This is a genomic window from Methylosoma difficile, from assembly GCF_054657615.1.
Window position 1 is genome coordinate 378,740 of the sequence record NZ_BAAHYJ010000003.1, and the last position, 20,943, is coordinate 399,682.

Genomic DNA, 20,943 nt, shown 5'->3' on the forward strand with positions numbered 1-20,943 from the left:
AGCGGCATCTTCATGTTGGTCATGAAGATGCCTGTGTAATTGATAATGGAGAAGATCAGGCGGTTTGCCCGCTGAGCATTTGTTGAACGATGCCCAAGCCAACCAAGCTTGCCAGATATTCATCAATAGAAGGAATGTCAGCCAAGGCTTGTTGGTTGATTTTTTCCTGTTCGATAATCCAAGCAGTAGAGCCGATGGAGTAAATGCTTTGTACAGAGCGATTAATCAAGGCTGTTTTGTAATCGTTTAAGCGTTTGTCCGCCAGCAACCAAGACAATTGATCGTCATGGTAATTGCTGTAGGCTTCGCGGGTCAGTTTGACTAAAGCCTCTTGCAATTTACGTGGACGTTCGATAATCAACTTACGCGCCGCTTGTTCGATATGCGCAGCGGTGCGTTGCGCTTCCGGCAAGTGCTTTAACATCTCGCGCGCGACTTGTTGGGATTTTTCCAACACGGCAAAGCTGTTGACCAGTTTAAAGGTCAGTGCAGAATCGGTTGTACCGTAGTTTGGGATAGCGCCGTTAAACAAGGCTTGCCCTTTTGTGTAACCGACTTTGACTTGTTCGATTTGTACCCGCGCCAATTCTTGTGCCAACTCTTCAAGCATTTCTTTGCGGTCTAAGGTTTGTTGCAAGAATTGGGCAGATTGGGTTTTGTTTAACCACAACGGCAAGGCAAATTTGAAGTGGACGCGCTCATTTTCCCAATTAGCCAACAAGTTTTTGGCTTTGCTGGAGTTGGCGTAAGCGGCATGTTGTTCCAGCATGGCTTTAATAAACGATTCATGCGCGCGTGCTGTTTCGCTGTCTTCGGTTAGGCTGTGCAGGGCTACGGACGATTTGTCGTAAAGTTTTTCCAAACGGTTTTCAGGGTCATACTGGTAAGCATTACCTCCGGACATGCCATTGCAGAAGCCTTTGCCAAAGCCGCCGATGTTAAGCACTGCACCGTTGGTCATGTATTCGCAAGCAAAATCCCCCACGCCTTCAACCACCGCCATTGCACCGGAGTTGCGCACGGCAAAGCGGTCGCCGGCTTCGCCGTTGATAAAGGCTTTGCCGCCAGTTGCGCCAAAAAGGGCGAAGTTGCCGATCAGCACGTTGTTGCCTGGCGTTTTGATACCGCCGCCTGGGGATTCAACCACTAAAATGCCGCCGCAAGCCGATTTGCCAACGCCGTCGTTACAAGTACCCAAATGCTCCAAGCGCATACCGTCGTTAAGGAATGCGCCATAGCTTTGTCCGGCAGAACCGTGGGTGCGGATAATGACGCTGTCGGGTGCCAAGTAACGGCGTTTTCTGCCATCAGCCGTGACGAACGTGTAAATGGCTTTGTTGTCAGCAATTTGTTGTTCGCTTAGGCCGTAGGTGAGGATGCGTTCAATATCGATGGATGCTTGTCCGCCCACGGTTTTATTGCAGTTGTTGAGTTTAAACTCGCTGCCCTCAATAACAACCTGCTGGGTTTTGCCACTCAATAATTCACTTTTGACGCGATCAATAATGCTGTCGTCAATATTGAAATACGCTTCTAAATAAATGGGTTTGGCAATTTTGACGACATCGACATAAGCCAACATTTTGCTCAGGTCGAGCTGACCGACCATAGCCGGATGGTCAATCAGGTGCAGCAAGTCGGTTTGCCCGCGAATGTCAGCCAAACTTTTATAACCCAGCGAGGCAAGGATTTCACGTACTTCATGCGCCAAGTTCATAAAGTATTGCGCCAATACACGTGCATCGCCTTTGAATTCTTCATGTGTGGTGGTCAAACCGGCGGGACATTTGATGTTGCAGTTTTTCGCCATGACGCAACGCAGCATCATTAACGCGGTGGTGCCAAATTCAAACGAGTCGGCACCTAAAATGGCGGATTTAATAACGTCCGTGCCGCTTTGATGTGCGCCACTGCAACGCAGGATGACTTTATCGCGTAAACCGTTGGCTGATAAGGCTTGATGGACTTCGGCAATGCCAATTTCCGGTGAGCGTCCACTGTTTTTCAAGCTGGTGACCGCCGCAGCGCCCGTGCCGCCGGTGTTACCGGCAACGTTGATAACATCGGCTCCAGCTTTGGCAACACCCACAGCAATAGTGCCGATACCTTCGGAAGACACCAATTTAACGCCCACCCGAACACGGGCGGCTTTGGCGTCGTGGATCAATTGGCCTAAGTCTTCAATGGAATAGGTGTCGTGGTGCGGTGGCGGGCTGACCAGCTCTACGCGAGGTGTACCGCCACGTAAGGCGGCAATTTCAACCGACACTTTTGCAGCAGGCAACTGACCGCCTTCGCCTGGTTTTGCGCCTTGGGCAATTTTGATTTCGATTTCTTCAATGGTGGGGTCAGCCAAATAACCTGCCCAAACACCAAAACGACCGGAGGCGAATTGTTTAATTTTGCACGAGCGCAAGGTGTTGAAACGGCTGGAATGTTCGCCGCCTTCACCGGAGTTGCTTAATGCGCCAACGATGTTAGTGCCTAAAGCAACCGCTTCGTGGGCTTCGGCAATCAATGCACCGTGGCTCATCGCGCCAGACGCGATGGTTTTGGTGATTTCATGCGCAGGTTGCACATCGGCTAAGGCAATGGCTTCAGGTGCTGTTTTAAGTGTACCGAGATAGTTGTTTAACAGCAGGCTTTTGTCAGTAGATTTAATAACGAGTGCGTCGCCTTCAATAGCAACCGTAAAGGTTTCGTGGGCAAAACGGTTATTAAAATGCTTGGCCAGTTTTTGCAGGCGTTCAGCTGATGGATTGTTGGTCAGGTGCACCACATAGCTATTGCTGGCGGCTTCGGTCACGCTTAAGCCACGGATCAGATAATTGATGTTTCCGCGTAGGTTTTGTTTGCCTAAAATGCGGTCAAAATCAGCAGTCGTTTTTGCTGCACTGACATCTGCCGGAAAATCCATAATGTCGCGTAGGGCCGCAGGTCTGGCATCGCGTTCCAAGTACAGATTTTTGGCAAAGCTGCGGTAGGCAGGCGTAATGCCGAAATTATCAATTTGCTCTGGCGTGCGTTTTTCGTAACCGGTATCAAGATAAGCCGTGTCGCTGGCGACGGGTGCTTGCTCTTGCGGAATATACAAAATGGCCTCGTCGGTCATATTGATGTATTCACGGATGGCGGTGTTGCCATAAGAATGGCCTGCGCCGTCTTGGCGTTCTTTAAACAAACCTAAGAAGGGAATGTCTTTTTCGGCAGTGACAGACAAGGCTTTGTGATGCCATTCGGCGGCACTGGCGGCAATGTCGGCAAAACGCACGCCACCGACAGATGCGTGGATGTTCGGGAAGTAGGGGCTGAGTTTGGGTTCGTCGGTATCCAGATAGTTGGATTCAAAGAACTCGCCACCGATGTAGCTTTCTACCGTACAAAGGCCAAATTTCCCCATGGTTTTCATCAGCGATTTCTCGGTGCCTTTTTGGAACTTGTCGAGAATTTTTTGCTGGTCAGCCGCTGGGTACAAGCTGGCGATACGGTTGTGGACACTGATCGGGCAAATGGCTGATGCGCCAAAACCCAAAAGGGTGGCAATGTCGTGCGGGCTGGCGGCTTGTCCGGTTTCGGCAATCAAAGAAGAGTTGAAGCGCAAACCTTGTTTGACCAAGTGTTGGTTGGCGGCAGAGATCATCAACAAAGCAGGAATTGCCGCGTGTTCTGGACAGATGTTCACGTCACTTAAAATGATGATGCCGGTGTTGTTGCGGGCTGCCGCTTCAACTTGCTGGCACACTGCCAATAAAGCTTGTTCCAAATGGTCAGCGTTAGCTTTGGCATTGGTAAAGTCGGGTTTGAACAGCATGTCCAAGGTGACCGTGCTGACAGCCGTTTGCCTGCGGATTTGCTCAAGCTGGGTGCGTTGCAAAATAGGGCTTTCAATGAACAGCTGTTTGCTGGGCAGTTCGGAGAAATTGGGTTTTGCACCTAAGGCGACGCGTAAAGTCATGCCGTCGCTTTCGCGGATGGAATCGAGCGGCGGGTTGGTGACTTGCGCGAAACGCTGGCTGAAGTAGCGCGACATGCCGCCTTCTGCGCTGGATAAGGCGTTGGGCGCAATGCCATAACCCATTGCCGACACTTTTTCCATGCCGGTGGTCAACATGGGGTCAAGCAAGAATTTGAAGCTTTCTTGGTTGAGCGAGTAGGCGGTATGGCGTTGGTCAACGTTCAGGCTGTGGTCGTTGTTGATTTCAGACAAGGCGACACTGGGCAATTCGCTCATATGCACGCAGCGCTCTTTCAGCAGGGCTTGGTAATCTTGTTCTTTTGCCAAGCGTTCCATGATTTCATGGCTGTTGTAGGCTTCGCCGGTGTTGTGGTCGAAGTAAATCATACCGCCCGCTTCGATACGACCGCGTTTGATAACATCTTTCGGTGGGAAGTCTATTTGTCCGGCTTCGGACATCACTGCCAGATACTCGCCCGTTTCTACTGAGCGCAACGGGCGCAAGCCCAAGCGGTCTAGCCTTGCGCCGACACGGATGCCGTCGTTGAAGACTAAAGCGGCGGGGCCGTCATTTTTTTCTTCGTAGAGGCTGAAGTATTCAAACATGGCGCGCACTTCGGGCGATAACGTGCTGTCGTTTTCCCACGCGGGCGGCATCATAGCCAAAATGGCGGTGACGATGTCCATGCCGTCTTCATTGATGCGGCGGGTCAAGGTTTGGTCCAAACGACCCGAATCCGATTGTCCGCAAGGGAAGGCGATGGTTTTGTTGTGTTGTCTGGCGATGGCGTTTTCGCTCAAGCGGTTTTTCTTGTCGGTGTTCAGCTCGCCGTTATGCGCCATATAGCGGAACGGCTGCGCCATCATGGTGGCGGGCGCGGTATTGGTTGAGAATCGGGTGTGGAAAAATAAGGTGCTGATTTCGTGGTCTTTATCGTACAAGTCGATAAAGTAAGGGATGACTTCAAACGAATTTAAGCGGCCTTTGTAAACTTGGGTGCGTGAACTCATCGACAACGGGTAGAAACCGTTCAGTTCAGTGCGGGCGAAGCCTTCGGCTTCAATGGTCAGCAAAGTGGCTTGAATGTGCTTTTCAAAGGTGTCGTGGCTGGCGTCTTGTAAAGATTCAGGGCGACCAAATACACATTGTTTAATGGTCAACTGGGCTTTGGCGGCGGCTTCGTTAATGACGCTTTTGTCAACGGGTACAACGCGCCACAACAAAATGGGCAGGCCTGCAGCCGCCATATGGCGTTCGACCAGTTCTTGGGCGACGGCATCGTAGCGCTCATGGTCTTCGGGGAAAAAGAAGTTGGCAACGCCAAATTGCCCCAACTCTAAAGTGTTGTCACCCGTGACTTTGCGGAAAAAGGTTAACGACAAATCAATGTTGACCCCTGCGCCATCGCCAATACCTTCTGCACTCATGCCGCCACGATGGGGGATGGTGCATAAAGCTTGATGCGACAGGACCAGCAAATCATGGGTTTGCAGGCTTTGTTTGTGGGTAATAAAACCAACGCCACAACTATCTTGTGACAAATCAGCGTTATAAAGCATTGGGGTTTTATCCAATCGGGATTGTCTATTCATTAATCTGCCCGTTCTAGGTCTTGGCTGGGCAATCCAGCGTTTAATGTTCTTTTTTGTGTCAATGCGTGATAGAGTCAAATACGAGACTGGCGCATGAAGTCGCTACGAATCTGTGTGAGGAAATTTTAGCTAAACTTGGCAATTGTAATACAAGTTGGCGGCCTCTGTCATTGATGCGCCTTGGCTGTGCAGGTATTTTAATCTATTTGCCTGAATTTAGATTACTTTATAGTGGATTAATATGAAAGATTTTTTTGATGTCGTCATTGTCGGTGGCGGTATGGTGGGTGCGGCCTTGGCTTGTGCCTTGGGCGACAGCACCTTAAAAGTGGCGGTGTTGGAGCATATGCCACCCGAAGCTTACGCTGCCGACCAGCCCCATGATTTGCGCGTTTCTGCGCTGAGCATCGCCTCCAAAACGTTGCTGGAGGGCGTGGGGGCGTGGCAAGGCATTGTTGACCGCCGCTTATGCCCGTTCCGCAGGATGCGGGTCTGGGAAACGGCGGGCGATACCGAATTTTGCAGTGACGACATTGATTTCCCCGAATTGGGCTATATCGTCGAAAACCGGCTGATCCAATTGGCGTTGCTGGATCGTTTTGCCGCTTTTGACAATATTGAGTTCATTTGCCCCACTCAAATCAATAAGATTAATTATTACCCCGGTACGGATAGCGAATTGGTTTTGGCCGATGGCAGGACCTTAGTGGCAAAACTGTTGGTTGCCGCAGACGGTGGGCAATCTAAAGTCCGGCAAGCGGTCGGCTTGGGTGTGACCAGCTGGGATTACCAGCAACACGCCTTGGTTATCTATGTGGAAACCGCTTATGGGCAACAAGACATTACTTGGCAGCGATTTGTACCCAGCGGCCCACAAGCGTTTTTACCGTTGCCAGGGCATTACGGGTCAATCGTCTGGTATCACTCGCCGGATGAGGTCAATCGCTTAAAAAGCTTGCCTTTTGAACAGCTGAAAGAAGAAATGCTTGCCGCTTTCCCCGATTGCTTAGGCGAGATCAGGCAAATTTTGGCTGTGACCAGTTTCCCATTACGTCGCCAACACGCGCAGCACTACGCCAAACAAGGCGTGGTTTTGGTGGGTGATGCCGCGCATACCATCAACCCGTTGGCAGGGCAGGGCGTCAATATTGGTTTGCTGGATGCGGCGGCTTTGGCGGAAGTCTTGGTGGAAGCAGCCGATAAAAACTTAAACATTGCCGATCTGTCGGTATTAAAAAAATATGAAGCGATGCGCCGCCATGAAAACCTAAAAATGATGACGGTGATGGATGTTTTCTATCAGGTGTTCAGCAATGAAGTGGCACCACTCAAGTTTTTGCGTAACTTAGGTTTGGGGCTGGCGGAGCGGGTGTTGCCCGCCAAAAATTTGTTGATGCGGAATGCGATGGGTTTGGAAGGCAAGCTGCCTAAGTTGGCGCGGGGCGTGGCGATTATAAACAAATAGCAGCTGTCTATCGCCGATGGGGAAAGCGAGGAATGCAAAACGGATGCTGCATTCCTCAGCAAAAAGACTTTTTTACTTAATTATTTAGCCGCAGGTGCGGGGGCTTTGGGTACATCCGATTCGGGTGTGGGTACAGGAACCGGTGCAGGGTTTTCCACTTCGGTTTTGTTCAGTTTTTTGGCTTCTTCATTTTGGCGGTGGCCTTCACCAAATAAAGTCATGGCAATCATGAACAAAATCGTGGTGCCAGTGGCGATATTAAAACGCGTAGGTGCTTTCATAAAAAACAGCGGCCAGCGTGGTTTAATCATCCCCAGTACAAAAAATGCAAGGGTCAAAATCCCTAAGTTAATAGCGAGATACGTCATGTCTTTACCTGTTAATCTGTAATTTGAATCGTTTTATTATTGTTTAGTTGTGCTGCTGGCGGCAACCGACTAATGCCGATGCAGGCTGCGCCAGACCGACCCATTTCCCAACGCACAACTTACAATGTTATTGTTTTTCGTCAACTGTGCTTGCTGTGTGCTGGGGTTGGTGCAGATTATAACGGTTTAATCGTTAAGCTTGCGTTCGAAAACTGTTTTACAGGCTTTTTGTGGTCATTAAATTGGCGCATTCCGTGCCGATGGTTCAATCAGAGGGGGTTGCTATGAGTGGATTTGGTGAATTTGTGTTGGTGCTGGGCGTGTTTGCCGTCGTGCTGGTGTTTATGGGAGTCAAGTCGGTGCCGCAAGGCATGGAATATACCGTTGAACGGTTTGGGCGCTACACCAATACGCTCACGCCGGGCTTGAACATTATCATCCCCATCATCGACCGCATCGGCAGGAAGATGATTATGATGGAACAAGTGATGGACGTGCCGTCACAAGAAGTCATCACCAAAGATAACGCGATGGTCACAGTCGATGGTGTGGTATTTTTCCAAGTGATGGATGCCGCCAAAGCCGCTTACGAAGTCAGCAAGCTGGATTGGGCGATCTTAAATTTGGTGATGACCAACATCCGTACCGTCATGGGTTCGATGGATTTGGACGAATTGCTGTCGCGCCGCGATGACATCAATGCGCGTTTGCTGACCGTGGTTGACGATGCCACCACCCCATGGGGCATTAAAGCCACCCGTATCGAAATTAAAGACATTGCTCCGCCAAAAGACTTGGTTGAAGCCATGGGCCGGCAAATGAAGGCCGAGCGTCTGAAACGGGCGTCGATTTTAGAGGCCGAAGGCTTGCGGCAATCGGAAATCCTCCGTGCTGAAGGCGCCCAACAAGCCGCTATTTTAGATGCTGAAGGCCGTAAAGAAGCCGCCTACCGCGACGCCGATGCCCGCGAACGTCTGGCACAAGCCGAAGCACGCGCCACCTTAATGGTTTCCGAAGCCATCAGCAAAGGCGATTTGCAAGCCATCAACTACTTTGTCGCACAAAAATACATCGAAGCGCTGAAAGACATTGCCGCCGCCGATAACAGCAAACTGATCCTCATGCCGTTGGATTCTTCCAGCGTGATTGGCGCATTGGGCGGCATTGCCGAACTTGCCAAAGAAGCCATGAACAAAAAGGTGTAAGCATGGACGCCTTGGTTGTGGTGTTTTGGTATTGGTGGGTACTGGCGGTGGCGTTGCTGGTGGTTGAACTGCTGGTGCCGGGCTTTTTCTTTTTGTGGATGTCGGCATCGGCTTTGCTGACGGGTCTGCTGCTTTGGTTAATACCAGCGCTCAGCATGGACATGCAAATTTTTATCTTTTCCAGCTTTTCGATTATCGCCATCGTGGCCTGGAAAAAGTTTTTTAAAAATGTCTCCAGCGCAACCGACCAGCCGCTGTTGAACAAACGCGGACAGCAATACGTCGGGCGCGTCTTCAATCTTTATGAAGCCATCGAAAACGGACAAGGCAAAATTAAGGTCGATGACACGCTTTGGAAAGTCCACGGCGAAGACTGCCCGTTAGGCAGTAAAGTCAAAGTGGTTGCCAGCAGAGGCACGGTGTTTGACGTCGAGAAAGTCGGCTAAGCTTGCACAGCTGGCTTGTCCGCAAGCCAGCCTTCAAAATCCAAACGGCTTGTGCAGCCGCATGCTCTAAAATTTACAGGGCTTTTGGCCCATCCATTAATGTCGCCAACAAAGGTATAACGCTATGATGCGCTGGGTGTTTGGGTTATTGGTCGTGGTGGTTCTCAAATTTGTGGAACTGATGTTGAACGATGATGCGCCCAATATCGGCGCATCGCTTTACCAACAAAGCTGCCAAGGCCAGCCATTAAAAACTGAGCAAGCTAGACAACAAGCCTTAAACGACGGCTATGCCATCAACAACCAATTTGATTGCATCGACAAAACCAGCTATGCCCAAGTGCAGGAACAAAAGGCGGTCTTGCCCGACAAGGCCAGCGACTTAAACCCCGCCGAAGAACCTATCCCGCAAAAAATAGTGACACTGGCACAAGCCCGCAGCCAGTTCAGCACCCAAGTGGCCTATCAAGATCCTAAAAGGCACCCCTTACCAACCCCGCCAAGCCACTTATTTGCCAAGTACGATTATCCCAGCGCCGACGGCTTGCAGTTACCCGCCTTCATTACGCCCGACCCCGAAGATGGTAACAAGCACCCCGCCATCATTTGGCTGACCGGCGGCGACAGCAACACCTTAGATTATTTTTGGACGCCAGGCCCGCCAAACAACGACCAATCGGCTTCAGCCTTCCGTGACGCAGGCATTATTATGATGTTCCCGTCTTTACGGGGCGGCAACACCAACCCAGGTGCCAAAGAATTTTTTTATGGCGAAGTGAACGACGTGCTGGCTGCACAAGAATTTTTGTCGGCCTTACCCTATGTCGATGCCGACCACATCTATTTGGGCGGACACAGCACCGGTGGCACTTTGGCCTTATTGGTCGCCGAATACAGCAACCGCTTCCGGGCCGTCTTCGCTTTCGGGCCAATTGATACCATCAACAACTATGGCAGCGACATATTGCCTGTCGATCTGACTGCCAACTCCAGCGCCGACGAAATCAAACTGCGCTCGCCCATCTATTGGTTGGATGGCATCAGCAGCCCCGTATACCTATTGGAAGGCGCACAAGCCCCCAGTAACACCGCAGCTTTTGGTGCGCTGTGTACCCATCAGACAAACCCCAACATCACCTGCTTGCAGTCAGCCAAGCACAACCATTTCAGCATCCTAGCCCCCACCACCCAACGCATCGCCGCCCAGATTTTTTCCAGCCACGAAGGTTTTCCGTTTACGTTGCAGCAGCAAGATATGGAAAATTGAGGCTTGCTAATGTTGTGTTGTCATAATTAATTAAAATTAAAGCGATAAGATAACCCACCCTTTATTAAGGATGCCCGAACCTTTCCTTATTTTGTCTAGGTTCAAATCTTACAAAACTTCGGATGTTGGAAGGGCGCACTGTGAGCCACCCTCTAAGCTTGTTCGCATCTATGGCAGCTATAGCGAGGTGTTTATATGTTCAAATATATCTAGAGTTTTATTTTAAATAAAAATTATTATCTTTGGTCTAACTGATTGGTTAATTAATTCTTGTGTTGTTGGAGGAGTGTGTGAGATTGCGTAAAATATTTTTTGTATTATTGGTATTGGTTGGCTTTGACTGTTTTCATATTGTTAAAGCATTGCCTTATGAGGAGTTTACAGGGTCAGCTCCTTACAAGCTTCAAAGTGATGATCAGCGTATTCCTCAGGTTGAATATTTAGCTGATCCAGTAAGTGATACTGCTACCTTAAAGGAAGTTGATTATATAGGAGAAGGACAATATCCTTTAATATTTTTACGATTTTATTCCTCTCCCAATAACTATCCATGTGTTCAAGACGATTGGGCTAATAATTATACAAGTTGTATTATTAGTCACACTGACCGGTTTTTTGAAAAATATAGAACCATATCAGTTTGCACTCAAGGTGCTTGTACTACATTTAATTCATCAGATTTAAGGCCAAGATTTCCAAATGTGCATGACACTTTAGAAAGAAATATTACAATTAATGGTGTTTCATTTTATTTGGTTTACACCCAATTTAAAACTGGGGTTCGTGAAGGATATGACGATAAAGGACGTTTATTATCTCGTTTTGATAGTTTGGGTATTGAACACCGTCTGTCATATAATGCAAATAACCGTGTGGAATCAGTAACCCATGTTGCTAGTGGGCGAAACCTTCGTTTCACATATGCAAATGATTTAAGCCTAAAAACAATGACGGATCCAAGTGGTCAAATGTATAAATATGACTGGGTTAGGGGATGGTCGGATGTAAATACTATTACTTACCCATCAACTCAGTCAGATGGCTCTGGGTTGGTTCGTAAGTATGAGTTTGGTTCATGTTTCAATATGAATACAGGAGAAAAATTACCAAGTAATATTTTAAATAAAATTTCTGAAGCCTCACTGATATTATTGGATGCAAAGTTTTGGGGATTTGATGTTCTGCCTAGCAGTACTTTGTGTAGTACAAGAACGAATAATACTTGGTACTCTAATATTTCACTTGCTGGTCATAATTCGAAGCCTTTGATTTATAATCGTAGTCAGCCAAAGAGATCTCCATATCAAGATTATGCAAATGGATTAAGAAATATTTTAGTAGAAGATAGCTTTACTATAGGTTTTTCTGATTCCGATACGTCAGATTACCGTTATTTAACGACATATAAAAAATACGCTAATGTAAATGATGGTTACTGGGGTTGGGATGAGGATTACAAGAATTGGATAAATGACAGTGTAACGGTCCCTGCTACTGTTTCATATAGTTGTAATGGTTGCCCAAGTGGCAGCGAAACATATTATTATGACCCAAGAAAAAATGCCCAGTTATTAACATATACCGACCTTCTTGGTCGGGTGACTAAATTTACCAATGATTCGAACGGACTCCCTCTGACTAGAACTGAAGCTGTCGGCACGCAAGAGGAGGACACTGTTGTTTACACTTACGACCCACGTTTTCCTTTAAAGGGGTCAGAAACACATGGGGGCATTGTTAAGCATCGCTTTTATGATAAACGCAGGCAATTGGTCAGGGAAATTGTAAGGCCAGAATCAGAAGCATTGGTTAATGGTAACGAATGTCCTGTTGTCTCGGAAACTTGTCATCAGACTGACTATGGATATGATTATGACCCCGCTACTAATATAGTTACTAGATCTGTACAAATAGGTTCCCGTGCAGAGTCTGGAAAAACTGTAGCCTTATACAAGCCAAATGGAGATCTATCCTCGATTACTAATCCATTAGGACAAGTTGAACAAGTTATATCAGTTAATGAGCATGGTCAAATTACAGAGCGACGAGGTATTGATAACCGTACTACAAAAACAACATATAACGCGTTGCTGCAACCCACTTCTGTAACGGTAGGCAGTGATTTAACAAAGTATGATTATTATGTTGATGGGCGATTGAAAACACTAACCCAGCCAGACGGTGTAACACTGGATTACACTTATAATCCAGCTGGTTCAGTTAAAACGTTGGAGCAAAAATACGGTGATACAACGGATAAAACAGAATATTTTCGAGACAGTAGAGGAAATATATTAGAAACAAGGGTTACCCGTAATGGCCAAATTATTAGTACACAGTACCAACGTTTTGATGACTTAGGTCGTTTAATTGAGGTTTCAGATGCTAATGGCAATTGGGATAATACCTTTAAGTATAATGATATAAATTTGCAAACGCATTTTTGTATTAGTGGAGATTTTTGTCGGCTCACTGGATATAATCTATTAGATAAGATCAGTTCAACATCCTATGCATATTTAAAAACAGATGGTAGTTTCATCAATCAAACTTTGTTGACAGATATTGGATATGATGCTGCAGGAAGGGTGGATACTGTAAAAGATCCGAATGGAATAATAAATAAACTTACAAGTAACGAAATTGACTTATTTATAAAAGAGAACTCGCCAGATTTTGGTGTTCGCACTAACCAATATGATAAGCAAGGCAACCAAACTTATACGGTCGACAAAGACAATTACTCAGCATCTTCACACTTTGACCTATTAGATAGGTTAGATCATATCGATTATTCTGATGGAGGAAGCATAAATAATATTTGGGATATTCCTCCTCAGGGAATTACCAGTAAAATTTATACTGGAAAACTGGTAGAGCAGTCACGTACTAATGCCGATCAGGATGGGGAGATTGTAGTTACTGACTCGTTTAGATTTAACGGGCGTGGAGATATTAGTACCTCATACCAAAGTATTACAGGTTTTCCAACCCTTTCAACCAAAGCCACTTATGTAGCGGGTTCAGGTGATAATGGAAAACTGAAAACAATCACTTATCCCAGTGGTTTAAAAATTAGCTACACTTACGGTACTGATGGCAAGCCTCTACAACTGGATATGATTTTAGGCGGCACAACGACTACTTTGGCTAAAGAAATCGCTTGGCAGCCGCACAAAGATGTGCTGGATAAGCTAGCGTTTGGTAATGATCTTACTTATCAGCGGGAAAGGGATATTGGAGGGCGAATTATCGCTATATCACTTCGCGATACCCAAAAAAATAATATTTATAAAATTCCCGTTAAATATGATAGCCGTAATCGAGTATCTGGATATAACGCAAACCGCTATGAATATGACGACTTGGATCATCTTAAAAGTCAATGGCGTACCAGTGATTTATGGCGTTTTGATTTGGAACATGATCTCAACGGCAATCTTCTCACTATTAAAAATTTTGACACAAAAGGTGTTTTATCTTATTCAGACAACTTACTATATCCTTCAAATAATAACCGACTTGACCAAGAGGTTATAAGTCCAGCCCCTAACGCTGATGGTTTGGATGGCTCTAGCGACCCTTACAGATATGACAAATCTGGCTATGTGATAGGACAAGGCAATGTTAGTTATGTTTACGATGCCGCACGTCAATTGAAACACTATATCCGCAACGGGGTTGACACCCGCTACGATTATGACGCAGAGCGGCATAGGGTGCTTAAAACAGGAGTCGATGGATACACCCGTTATATTTACGATAACCGAAACCATTTGATTTACGAGCAAACGGCAAACGGCAGCCAGAGGAACTATATATGGCTGGGTGATATTCCACTTGCAATAGTCGATCAAAGCAGTACGGGTGAATTATCTTCCATTTATTACATTGAAACTGATTTTACCAATACACCCCGTTATTTGCGCCGATCTTCTGGTGACACAACTAAGCCGGTTTGGCAATGGAGTTTGGTGCCGTATGGTAAAGTCGCCCCTAATGAAGACCCGGATAGTGACCGAATTAAAATCAACTTTAATTTACGTTTCCCCGGTCAATATTACGATGCCGAATCCGGCCTGCACTACAACCACACCCGTTATTTCTCGCCCCGCACCGGCCGCTACTTGCAACCGGACTTGATCAAACTGGAGGGAGGGGTTAATGTGTATACGTATGCCAATGGCAACCCGGTCAGTTTTGTTGACCCGACCGGGACTACATTTTGGGATGTGCTGGATATTGGATTTTTTGCTGAAAGCGTGGCCAATTTTTTCAGCGACCCCTCCTGGGGCAAGGGCTTTGACATGCTGGGGAACGGAATCGGCCTTTTGCCGGGCATTCCTGGCATCGGGTCGATCAAGGCGGGATTCAATGCGGCGGATGATGTTTGGGATGTTGCAAAGGGAACAAGGAATCTGCCGATTAATGATGCGGATCGTCTAACAGAGATAAATAAGACCCTTGATCGCATTGAATCGAGCGGGCCGTTCCCTTACAAGAAAGATGGAACCATTTTTAGGAATGATGAAGGAAGACTTCCGGAAGGAAATTACCGCGAGTACACAGTAGATACGCTGGGCGCTAGCAATCGTGGAATTCGCCGTATTGTCCAAGATGCGGATACAGGAAGGACGTACTACACGGACGATCATTATAAAAACTTTACTCAGATTGATCCGAAGAGGAGGTAATAACGATGCGTCTGATCGATTTAAAAAAAGCGTCAGCAGTTTCAATTCACTTTGTTCTTCCTGAGGAAGTTAACGCGACTGGTCTGGCCTCTCTAGGATTGGAAGTAATGGAGGGATCGGTAGCGGATGTAAGGACAAACCTAGAGTTGTTTGCTGTTGTTGCAACCGCCATGAAGTTTCCAGACTATTTTGGAAATAACTGGGATGCTCTTAACGATTGTCTGACTGATATGGAATGGTGGTTGCCATCGGGTGGTTATTTGTTGGTTCTGCGAAATGGTGCTAAAGGCTGGTCTCAAAGTTCATATGTGCTGGGGCGTTTCGTGACTAGCTGGTTAGCGGCAGCTGAGTATTGGACGGAAAACCGAATACCATTCCATTTAGTGTTTGTGATGTAAGACCGTAAGGCGCAATAACCAACGGGCATTGCGCCGAATTTGAAATCCCATGTGGCGGCTAACACCATTGTATTAAGCATCTGGATGGGCGACATCCCTTTGGCGGCGATTGACCAAGTATCGTAGGTTGGGTTGCATGTTTTTTGCAACCCAACATCAATGGCTTCGATGTGTTGGGTTAACGGTAAAGCTGTTAACCCAACCTACTCGACTCGGAATAAAAAACATGTTTTTTACTCCAAAACGGAATACTTTCAAAGCCGCTCAGGCATATACCAACACAGGCAGGTTTCAAAACTTCGTAGTCAAACTCAGCCGAAAGCTCACAGGTTCAACCGGATGAAAATGAATGTCGTTGACGGGGGCGGTTTCGCCGCTTAGTTGCGATTGGTAGTAATAGTCGATGGCGCTGTTTTGGCTGTCCAATAAATTGAAGGCTTCGGCTTGTAGCGTCCAGTGTTTGTTGAATTCATAACCGACCAGCGCCGATAACAACAGCGTGGCTTTTGAGCGCACGCTATTGTCTTCAATCAACGGGCGGGGGCCAAAATAACGTAGGCGGGTGCTGCCGAAAAAACCGCCGTATATATCGTGGACGGTCGCGCCTGCGGCGACTACGGTTTCTATCGAGCCAGGGATAAAATTGCCTGCCGGATCATCACCACGAAAACGCGCTTTGCAATAGCTCAGGTCGGCATCGAAAGTCAGCCATTGCGTAGGCGAATAATAATTCGCCCATTCCACACCATAACGGCGGCTGGGGCGGCTGGCTTCGGTGCTGCCCGCATCGCCGACAAACAGCAGCTCAGAATCAATATCCAACCACCACAATGACAAGGTGCTTTCCAGCTTGTCTACCCACGCAGTCCGCACACCGACTTCCGCACCGTAAGTTCTCGCCAAAGGATCAGCGCGTTTAACGGCATTGCCATCGGCATCGGTGGGCAAGCCAGTCGCCGGATCAACCCGCGTGTTCACGCCACGGGCATCATTGCTGTGAAAGCCTAAGCCGCCGTTCAGATAAAATTCGGTCGCCGCCCACGGGCCAAACACCAATCCGGCTTTGGGGCTGATTAAGCCGTCTAAGCGGTCGCCGTTATTTTCGGCGCGGTTGCTGTCGGCGACATTAAAACGAAAACCGTCGAAACGCAGGCCAACGGTGCTGCGTAACCAGTCTGTCCATTCGGTATGGTTTTCCAGATACGGGCTGATGCTGGTTACCCAAAGCTGGTCGTCGCGGACAGTTGCGTAAATTTGCTGCGCTTGCGTGAGTTGCAGGCTGTTGTGGATGTTGTCGTTGCGTACTTGCAAGCCCAGAGTGGTTTCCGATTCGGCTTTGCCAATCTGATGATAAAAACCGTGGCTGGCTTTAAAGCCGGATACCCAGCGGTCATCGGGTTGCGCGAATTGGTCGCCGCGTACCGGATCATTCAAGAAATAGGTAAAGTTGGAAAACAGCCGCAATTGGCTGTAAATTCCGTAAGCCATGAATTTGCTGATGCCTGTTGCCGTTTGCCGTTGCCAGTCACCCGTTAAGCTGTAACGTTGGCTTGCGCCGCCATCGGTCGGGTCGATGCTGGCGAAGCGGTTTAATAAACCGGAATTGACCGCGCGTTGCGGGATTTGGTCGGTGGATTTCCAATCGGCCTGATAAGCCATCGCGGTGATATTCCAGCGCGTATCGCCGCGTTCCTTGCTGTAGCGCAACACGCCGTTAAATTTCTGGTAATCGTTGCCGACCGTCCACGGGCCATCGTTATGCACGGTTTCGGCGGCATACAACAACTGGCCTGCACCTGCGGACTGCGAGCCTGTAACCAAGCCGCGATAATAATCAAAACTGCCGCCCGTAAACTTGATGCTGTGTTCCGGCAGTTCGTTGAAATATTGGATGTTGGCAGAACCCGTGCTGGAAAAATCCCCCGCAGCGGCATCGTAATTGCCTTTTTTATAGCTGAGGGTTTTTATCAGTTCAGGAATGAGGAAATTGGTGTCCGTCCAACCTTGTCCGTGTGCGTGCGAGGTCATGTTCACGGGTACGCCGTCGATTTGGGTGAGAAAATCGGTGCCGTGGTCGAGATTGAAACCGCGCAAATAATATTGGTTGGCTTTGCCTTCGCCGCTGTGTTGCGAGGCGATCAGGCCAGGAACGGTTTCCAATATTTCGCCCGGGCGGCTGATGGGGCGGTATTTTAATTGCGCTTGACCGACATTGCCTTGCGAAGCGCTGTCAGCAAGGCCGATTTGGGAATCGGCGCGTTCGGTGACTTCAACCTCCGGCAACACGATGATGTTGTTGGTATAGGTGATTTCATCAGCATGGGCTTGGCAAGCGAATGTGCTTGCCATCACCAAGGCGAGTTTTAGGCGTGGGTTGGGTTTGGGCATAAGGCATTGGTTTATATCATCTATATTAGGAAGATATTTTTTATGGCTTAAAAATACCAATGATGAATCGCTATCGCGATGTTTTTTAAATCGGGTTTTCGCACCCGACGGCGAGCTACTTTCTTTTGCGCCGCCAAAAGAAAGTAGCCAAAGAAAAGGCGGCCCTTTACCGCTTCATCCTTGCGCTTCTCGGTTTTGTCGGGGGTCGGTAGAAGGGGCTTCCTGCCCCTCTACCGACGAGCGGCCTCCATGCCGCTCCCTTTCCGGCTATTCCCGACAAAACCTGCGGTGCTCGGCGCGGTAAACGGGAGGAAAACAAGTTACTGCGTAACATCAACAATAATCCGTTGAACCACGCCGAAACAACAACGCGCCGACATCGCTATAAATTTTGCCGTGTTCAGTTCCAGCGGGTGCCAATTGGTAATCGCCTTCCATCAGCAACATGTCACCTAAGAACAACTCCCCTGCCAGCATCATACATTCCTCATCTTGGCTATGGGCGTGGCTGTCAACTTCTGCGCCTGCGTCCAAACGGATCAGGCTGGACGAGGTAACGCCATCGTCGTGCAGCATTTTTATCGACACGCCCGTTGCCAAGGGTTGCCATTCGTTATAAGGCGAGGCGAATACGGTATGGCCTTTGGCGCTGCTAAATGGCAGCAATCCACCCAACAATTCTTTACCGATATAACCCGATTTGCCTAAGGACGTGCCGCGCAAATACGCCAACGCACCTTGCCGCGAAGCGATAGCGCCATGACGGCTACCCGCTGGCGAGGCTTGATAATCAAACACGCCCAATTCCATCGACTCGGTTTGCAGCCCGCCCGCTAGCACAATGCCCTCTTCCAGCCAATTATGGCGGTGTGGCGGCAGGCTCGCGCCGGGGGCAAATTCAACCAGCACCGAATTGCCTTGTTTGCCTTCCCACAAGGTTTTATAGCGGACACCTTGTTTTAACGTGCGCCACACGCCTTGCTTGGCCCTGACGGTCAAGAGCCGCTGGTGTTCGGCGGCGCTTAAGGCAATCCGCGATTGCAGGCGGTCGCTGAGGGTTTGCAAGCTGTCCGTCGGTAAGCCTAAGGGTTTGATGTGTGCGCTCAATAACCTGTCCAAGTGGTCTTGGTCGGTATTGCGGTCTGCTGATGGATCTGGGCGTTTAGGTTTGCTTTCCATTTTTTTAAATTCCATAGTCTGCGGTATCGGCAAGCGTGGCCTTAAGCTTGATTAAGGTACGGCGGATGGTTGACTTGACACTGCCTAAGGGCAATTGCATAAAGCTGGCGATTTCATCGTGGCTTAAACCACGGAAGAATGCCAAGGCCACTAATTGCCGTGATAACGGCTCCAATTGCGCCAGGGCTTCGTGGAGTTGGCTATTTTGTTCAAAAGCCGATAACAAATCCTGCGGCGTGGCTTCTGATAAATCGGCTAATTCATCGACCTCATCCAATTCGGTGGTGTCGAGTTCATGACGGCGAATCGCATCCAACGCGCGGCTGCGGGCAATGGTTTGCACCCAGACCAGCACGCAACCGCGTTCGGGATCAAATCGCGGTGCTTGTCGCCAAACCTGCCAAAAAGCATCTTCAGTGACTTCTTCGGCAAGTTGTCTGTGGCGGGTAATCCGCAACACCAAGCCATAAACCCGCTCGAGCAGTTGTTTGTACAACTCGGCAAACGCTTGTTGGTCTTGGTCGACGATACGGGCTACCAGCGATTGTAACTGGCGCTCGTCCTCATTCAGTAGCGTGGTATCCATCAGCATGACAGGTTCGGGTGATGGCTTCATGAGCTTAAACAGAGTTGTTGGGCTTTCATTGAATCATCATCGGTTGTGGGGTTGAGGGGTGATTGTTTGTGTGCTGCTTATTGACTATACGTATGGGTTTTAAAATTGGATGCAGAGTGGGGAAAAAAATATGGAGTCCAAAACATGTTTTGGACTCCGGTATCTAAACTGCTATAACGCAACCCAAAAATACACCATACCCGCGACAGAAATCACTGAACTCATTGATTCCATTCATGCTTCAATAATATCCTTACGAACGGAATCAACGGGTTACCGTTCGGTCTCGGCTGCTTGCTTAAAAAATAACGAGGCTTCCAGTCAAATAGGGTTCATCTAAACTTATTTTTAAGATGCCTCTGGTGATCGCAACAATTAATCTGGTAGGGTACGCAATTCGTACCTTTTTAAGGGTTTGTGTAACGGAAACACAATAAAAGGTATGCAATGCATACCCTACGCTACTCACTATATGCAAGTATCTAAAATTACCCGACCAACACTTTGGTGAACACAAATGCCAACCTTTGAAAGAAAACAATCCCTCCAATCAGCCAACCTCAAAAATGATTTTATGATGGTTTTGCCGAGCAAAATCGCCTCAGCCGAACGTGAAAGCCACTGTTTTGTCGCAGGCACTTTAGTTCACACCCAAGAGGGCCTGAAACCCATCGAGCAAATCCAAGTGGGTGACTGGGTGCTTTCCAAACCGGACAGCGGCGAAGGCGAGCCGGAATACAAACGGGTGACCAAAACCTTTGTGCGGGAGGATCAGGAAGTTTGGCTGGTGGAATACGTCATTGGTAACGAAATGAGAACCCATGCCCTGGTGGTGACGGGCAACCACCCTGTCTGGGTTGACCGTCAGGGATGGACCCCTGTATACAATCTGAGGGGAGGTGATAGTTTAGTAATAATTGACGCGGACACGACCACCGCTGACGAAGCCTGGGTTTTTCGAGTTTCACAAATCTTTGCCACCGATACGCCGGATGTGGGCTGGTCCGGAGGCAGACGCAATACCGACAATGTTGACATGCAAGACTACGGGCCAACCGTTGACTTGCGCAATGGGGAGGTCAAGGTCACTCAACCGGACGAAGACACGATCAACCGTAGTGCGGCAGAGATGAATGAAGACCTCAAGCGGCGGGTATACAACTTTGAGGTGGAGGACTTTCACACCTATTTTGTTGGCAAATGTGGGGTCTGGGTTCATAACCAATACGAAATTGAAACACAGCCCGTAGGTTGTAGTGGCATCAGTAACCCCAACGATTGATGTCACCGTATGTGTTGGGGTTTGTTCCTTATGCCAACCTACAAGCTTAACTTAATGGCAGTAACGCTGGAGCGTAGGAACGATGGT

12 protein-coding genes are annotated in these 20,943 nt (G+C 48.3%); 7 read left to right on the plus strand and 5 right to left on the minus strand.

Annotation, left to right across the window (positions count from 1 at the left end; genetic code table 11):
* Positions 1 to 55: 55 nt before the first annotated feature.
* Positions 56 to 5,548, minus strand: a complete 5,493-nt coding sequence (locus ACYQ1O_RS11290; RefSeq protein WP_459991788.1) for a glutamate synthase-related protein — start codon at positions 5,546 to 5,548, stop codon at positions 56 to 58.
* 241 nt (positions 5,549 to 5,789) lie between these two features.
* Between ACYQ1O_RS11290 and ACYQ1O_RS11295 the strand changes: the two genes are divergently transcribed.
* Entirely contained in the window at positions 5,790 to 7,013 is a 1,224-nt protein-coding gene (locus tag ACYQ1O_RS11295; protein WP_459991789.1) for an FAD-dependent monooxygenase, read from the plus strand.
* Between the two features lie 80 nt (positions 7,014 to 7,093).
* Here the strand turns inward: ACYQ1O_RS11295 and ACYQ1O_RS11300 are convergent, their stop codons facing one another.
* Complete coding sequence (locus ACYQ1O_RS11300; RefSeq protein ID WP_459991790.1) at positions 7,094 to 7,294, minus strand: hypothetical protein; 201 nt, start codon at positions 7,292 to 7,294, stop codon at positions 7,094 to 7,096.
* A 371-nt stretch (positions 7,295 to 7,665) separates the two neighbouring features.
* Here ACYQ1O_RS11300 and ACYQ1O_RS11305 point away from each other — a divergent pair, with 371 nt between their 5' ends.
* The 5 genes from ACYQ1O_RS11305 to ACYQ1O_RS11325 all read left to right on the plus strand — a co-directional run bounded on the left by ACYQ1O_RS11305 (position 7,666) and on the right by ACYQ1O_RS11325 (position 15,391).
* Positions 7,666 to 8,586: an SPFH domain-containing protein gene (locus ACYQ1O_RS11305; RefSeq protein ID WP_459991791.1), complete on the plus strand. Its 921-nt coding sequence runs from the start codon at positions 7,666 to 7,668 to the stop codon at positions 8,584 to 8,586.
* Positions 8,587 to 8,588: 2 nt separating this feature from the next.
* Entirely contained in the window at positions 8,589 to 9,032 is a 444-nt protein-coding gene (locus ACYQ1O_RS11310) for an NfeD family protein (protein WP_459991792.1), read from the plus strand.
* Between the two features lie 124 nt (positions 9,033 to 9,156).
* Positions 9,157 to 10,299 carry an alpha/beta hydrolase family protein gene (locus ACYQ1O_RS11315; RefSeq protein ID WP_459991793.1) on the plus strand — a complete coding sequence of 381 codons (1,143 nt, stop codon included), beginning with the start codon at positions 9,157 to 9,159 and terminating at the stop codon, positions 10,297 to 10,299.
* Positions 10,300 to 10,595: 296 nt separating this feature from the next.
* Positions 10,596 to 14,993 carry an RHS repeat-associated core domain-containing protein gene (locus ACYQ1O_RS11320; RefSeq protein WP_459991794.1) on the plus strand — a complete coding sequence of 1,466 codons (4,398 nt, stop codon included), beginning with the start codon at positions 10,596 to 10,598 and terminating at the stop codon, positions 14,991 to 14,993.
* Positions 14,994 to 14,998: 5 nt separating this feature from the next.
* Positions 14,999 to 15,391, plus strand: coding sequence for a barstar family protein (locus tag ACYQ1O_RS11325; RefSeq protein ID WP_459990739.1), 393 nt, complete (start codon positions 14,999 to 15,001; stop codon positions 15,389 to 15,391).
* Between the two features lie 291 nt (positions 15,392 to 15,682).
* Here ACYQ1O_RS11325 and ACYQ1O_RS11330 read toward each other — a convergent pair whose 3' ends face one another.
* The 3 genes from ACYQ1O_RS11330 to ACYQ1O_RS11340 all read right to left on the minus strand — a co-directional run bounded on the left by ACYQ1O_RS11330 (position 15,683) and on the right by ACYQ1O_RS11340 (position 19,574).
* Positions 15,683 to 17,779, minus strand: a complete 2,097-nt coding sequence (locus tag ACYQ1O_RS11330; protein WP_459991795.1) for a TonB-dependent receptor — start codon at positions 17,777 to 17,779, stop codon at positions 15,683 to 15,685.
* A gap of 333 nt (positions 17,780 to 18,112) precedes the next feature.
* A complete protein-coding gene (locus ACYQ1O_RS11335) occupies positions 18,113 to 18,958 on the minus strand; it encodes a cupin domain-containing protein (protein WP_459991796.1) in 846 nt (281 codons plus the stop codon).
* Between the two features lie 4 nt (positions 18,959 to 18,962).
* Positions 18,963 to 19,574, minus strand: a complete 612-nt coding sequence (locus tag ACYQ1O_RS11340) for an RNA polymerase sigma factor (RefSeq protein WP_459991797.1) — start codon at positions 19,572 to 19,574, stop codon at positions 18,963 to 18,965.
* Positions 19,575 to 20,091: 517 nt separating this feature from the next.
* On the opposite strand from ACYQ1O_RS11340, the gene ACYQ1O_RS11345 reads away from it, so the two are divergent.
* A complete protein-coding gene (locus tag ACYQ1O_RS11345; RefSeq protein WP_459991798.1) occupies positions 20,092 to 20,856 on the plus strand; it encodes a polymorphic toxin-type HINT domain-containing protein in 765 nt (254 codons plus the stop codon).
* Positions 20,857 to 20,943: the final 87 nt, after the last annotated feature.

Coding starts and splice junctions, on each gene's coding strand:
- ACYQ1O_RS11295 (WP_459991789.1), top strand. CDS start 5,790: ATGAAAGATTTTTTTGATGTCGTCATTGTCGGTGGCGGTATGGTGGGT.
- ACYQ1O_RS11310 (WP_459991792.1), top strand. CDS start 8,589: ATGGACGCCTTGGTTGTGGTGTTTTGGTATTGGTGGGTACTGGCGGTG.
- ACYQ1O_RS11330 (WP_459991795.1), bottom strand. CDS start 17,779: ATGCCCAAACCCAACCCACGCCTAAAACTCGCCTTGGTGATGGCAAGC.
- ACYQ1O_RS11345 (WP_459991798.1), top strand. CDS start 20,092: ATGCCAACCTTTGAAAGAAAACAATCCCTCCAATCAGCCAACCTCAAA.
- ACYQ1O_RS11290 (WP_459991788.1), bottom strand. CDS start 5,548: ATGAATAGACAATCCCGATTGGATAAAACCCCAATGCTTTATAACGCT.
- ACYQ1O_RS11340 (WP_459991797.1), bottom strand. CDS start 19,574: ATGAAGCCATCACCCGAACCTGTCATGCTGATGGATACCACGCTACTG.
- ACYQ1O_RS11300 (WP_459991790.1), bottom strand. CDS start 7,294: ATGAAAGCACCTACGCGTTTTAATATCGCCACTGGCACCACGATTTTG.
- ACYQ1O_RS11335 (WP_459991796.1), bottom strand. CDS start 18,958: ATGGAAAGCAAACCTAAACGCCCAGATCCATCAGCAGACCGCAATACC.
- ACYQ1O_RS11305 (WP_459991791.1), top strand. CDS start 7,666: ATGAGTGGATTTGGTGAATTTGTGTTGGTGCTGGGCGTGTTTGCCGTC.
- ACYQ1O_RS11325 (WP_459990739.1), top strand. CDS start 14,999: ATGCGTCTGATCGATTTAAAAAAAGCGTCAGCAGTTTCAATTCACTTT.
- ACYQ1O_RS11315 (WP_459991793.1), top strand. CDS start 9,157: ATGATGCGCTGGGTGTTTGGGTTATTGGTCGTGGTGGTTCTCAAATTT.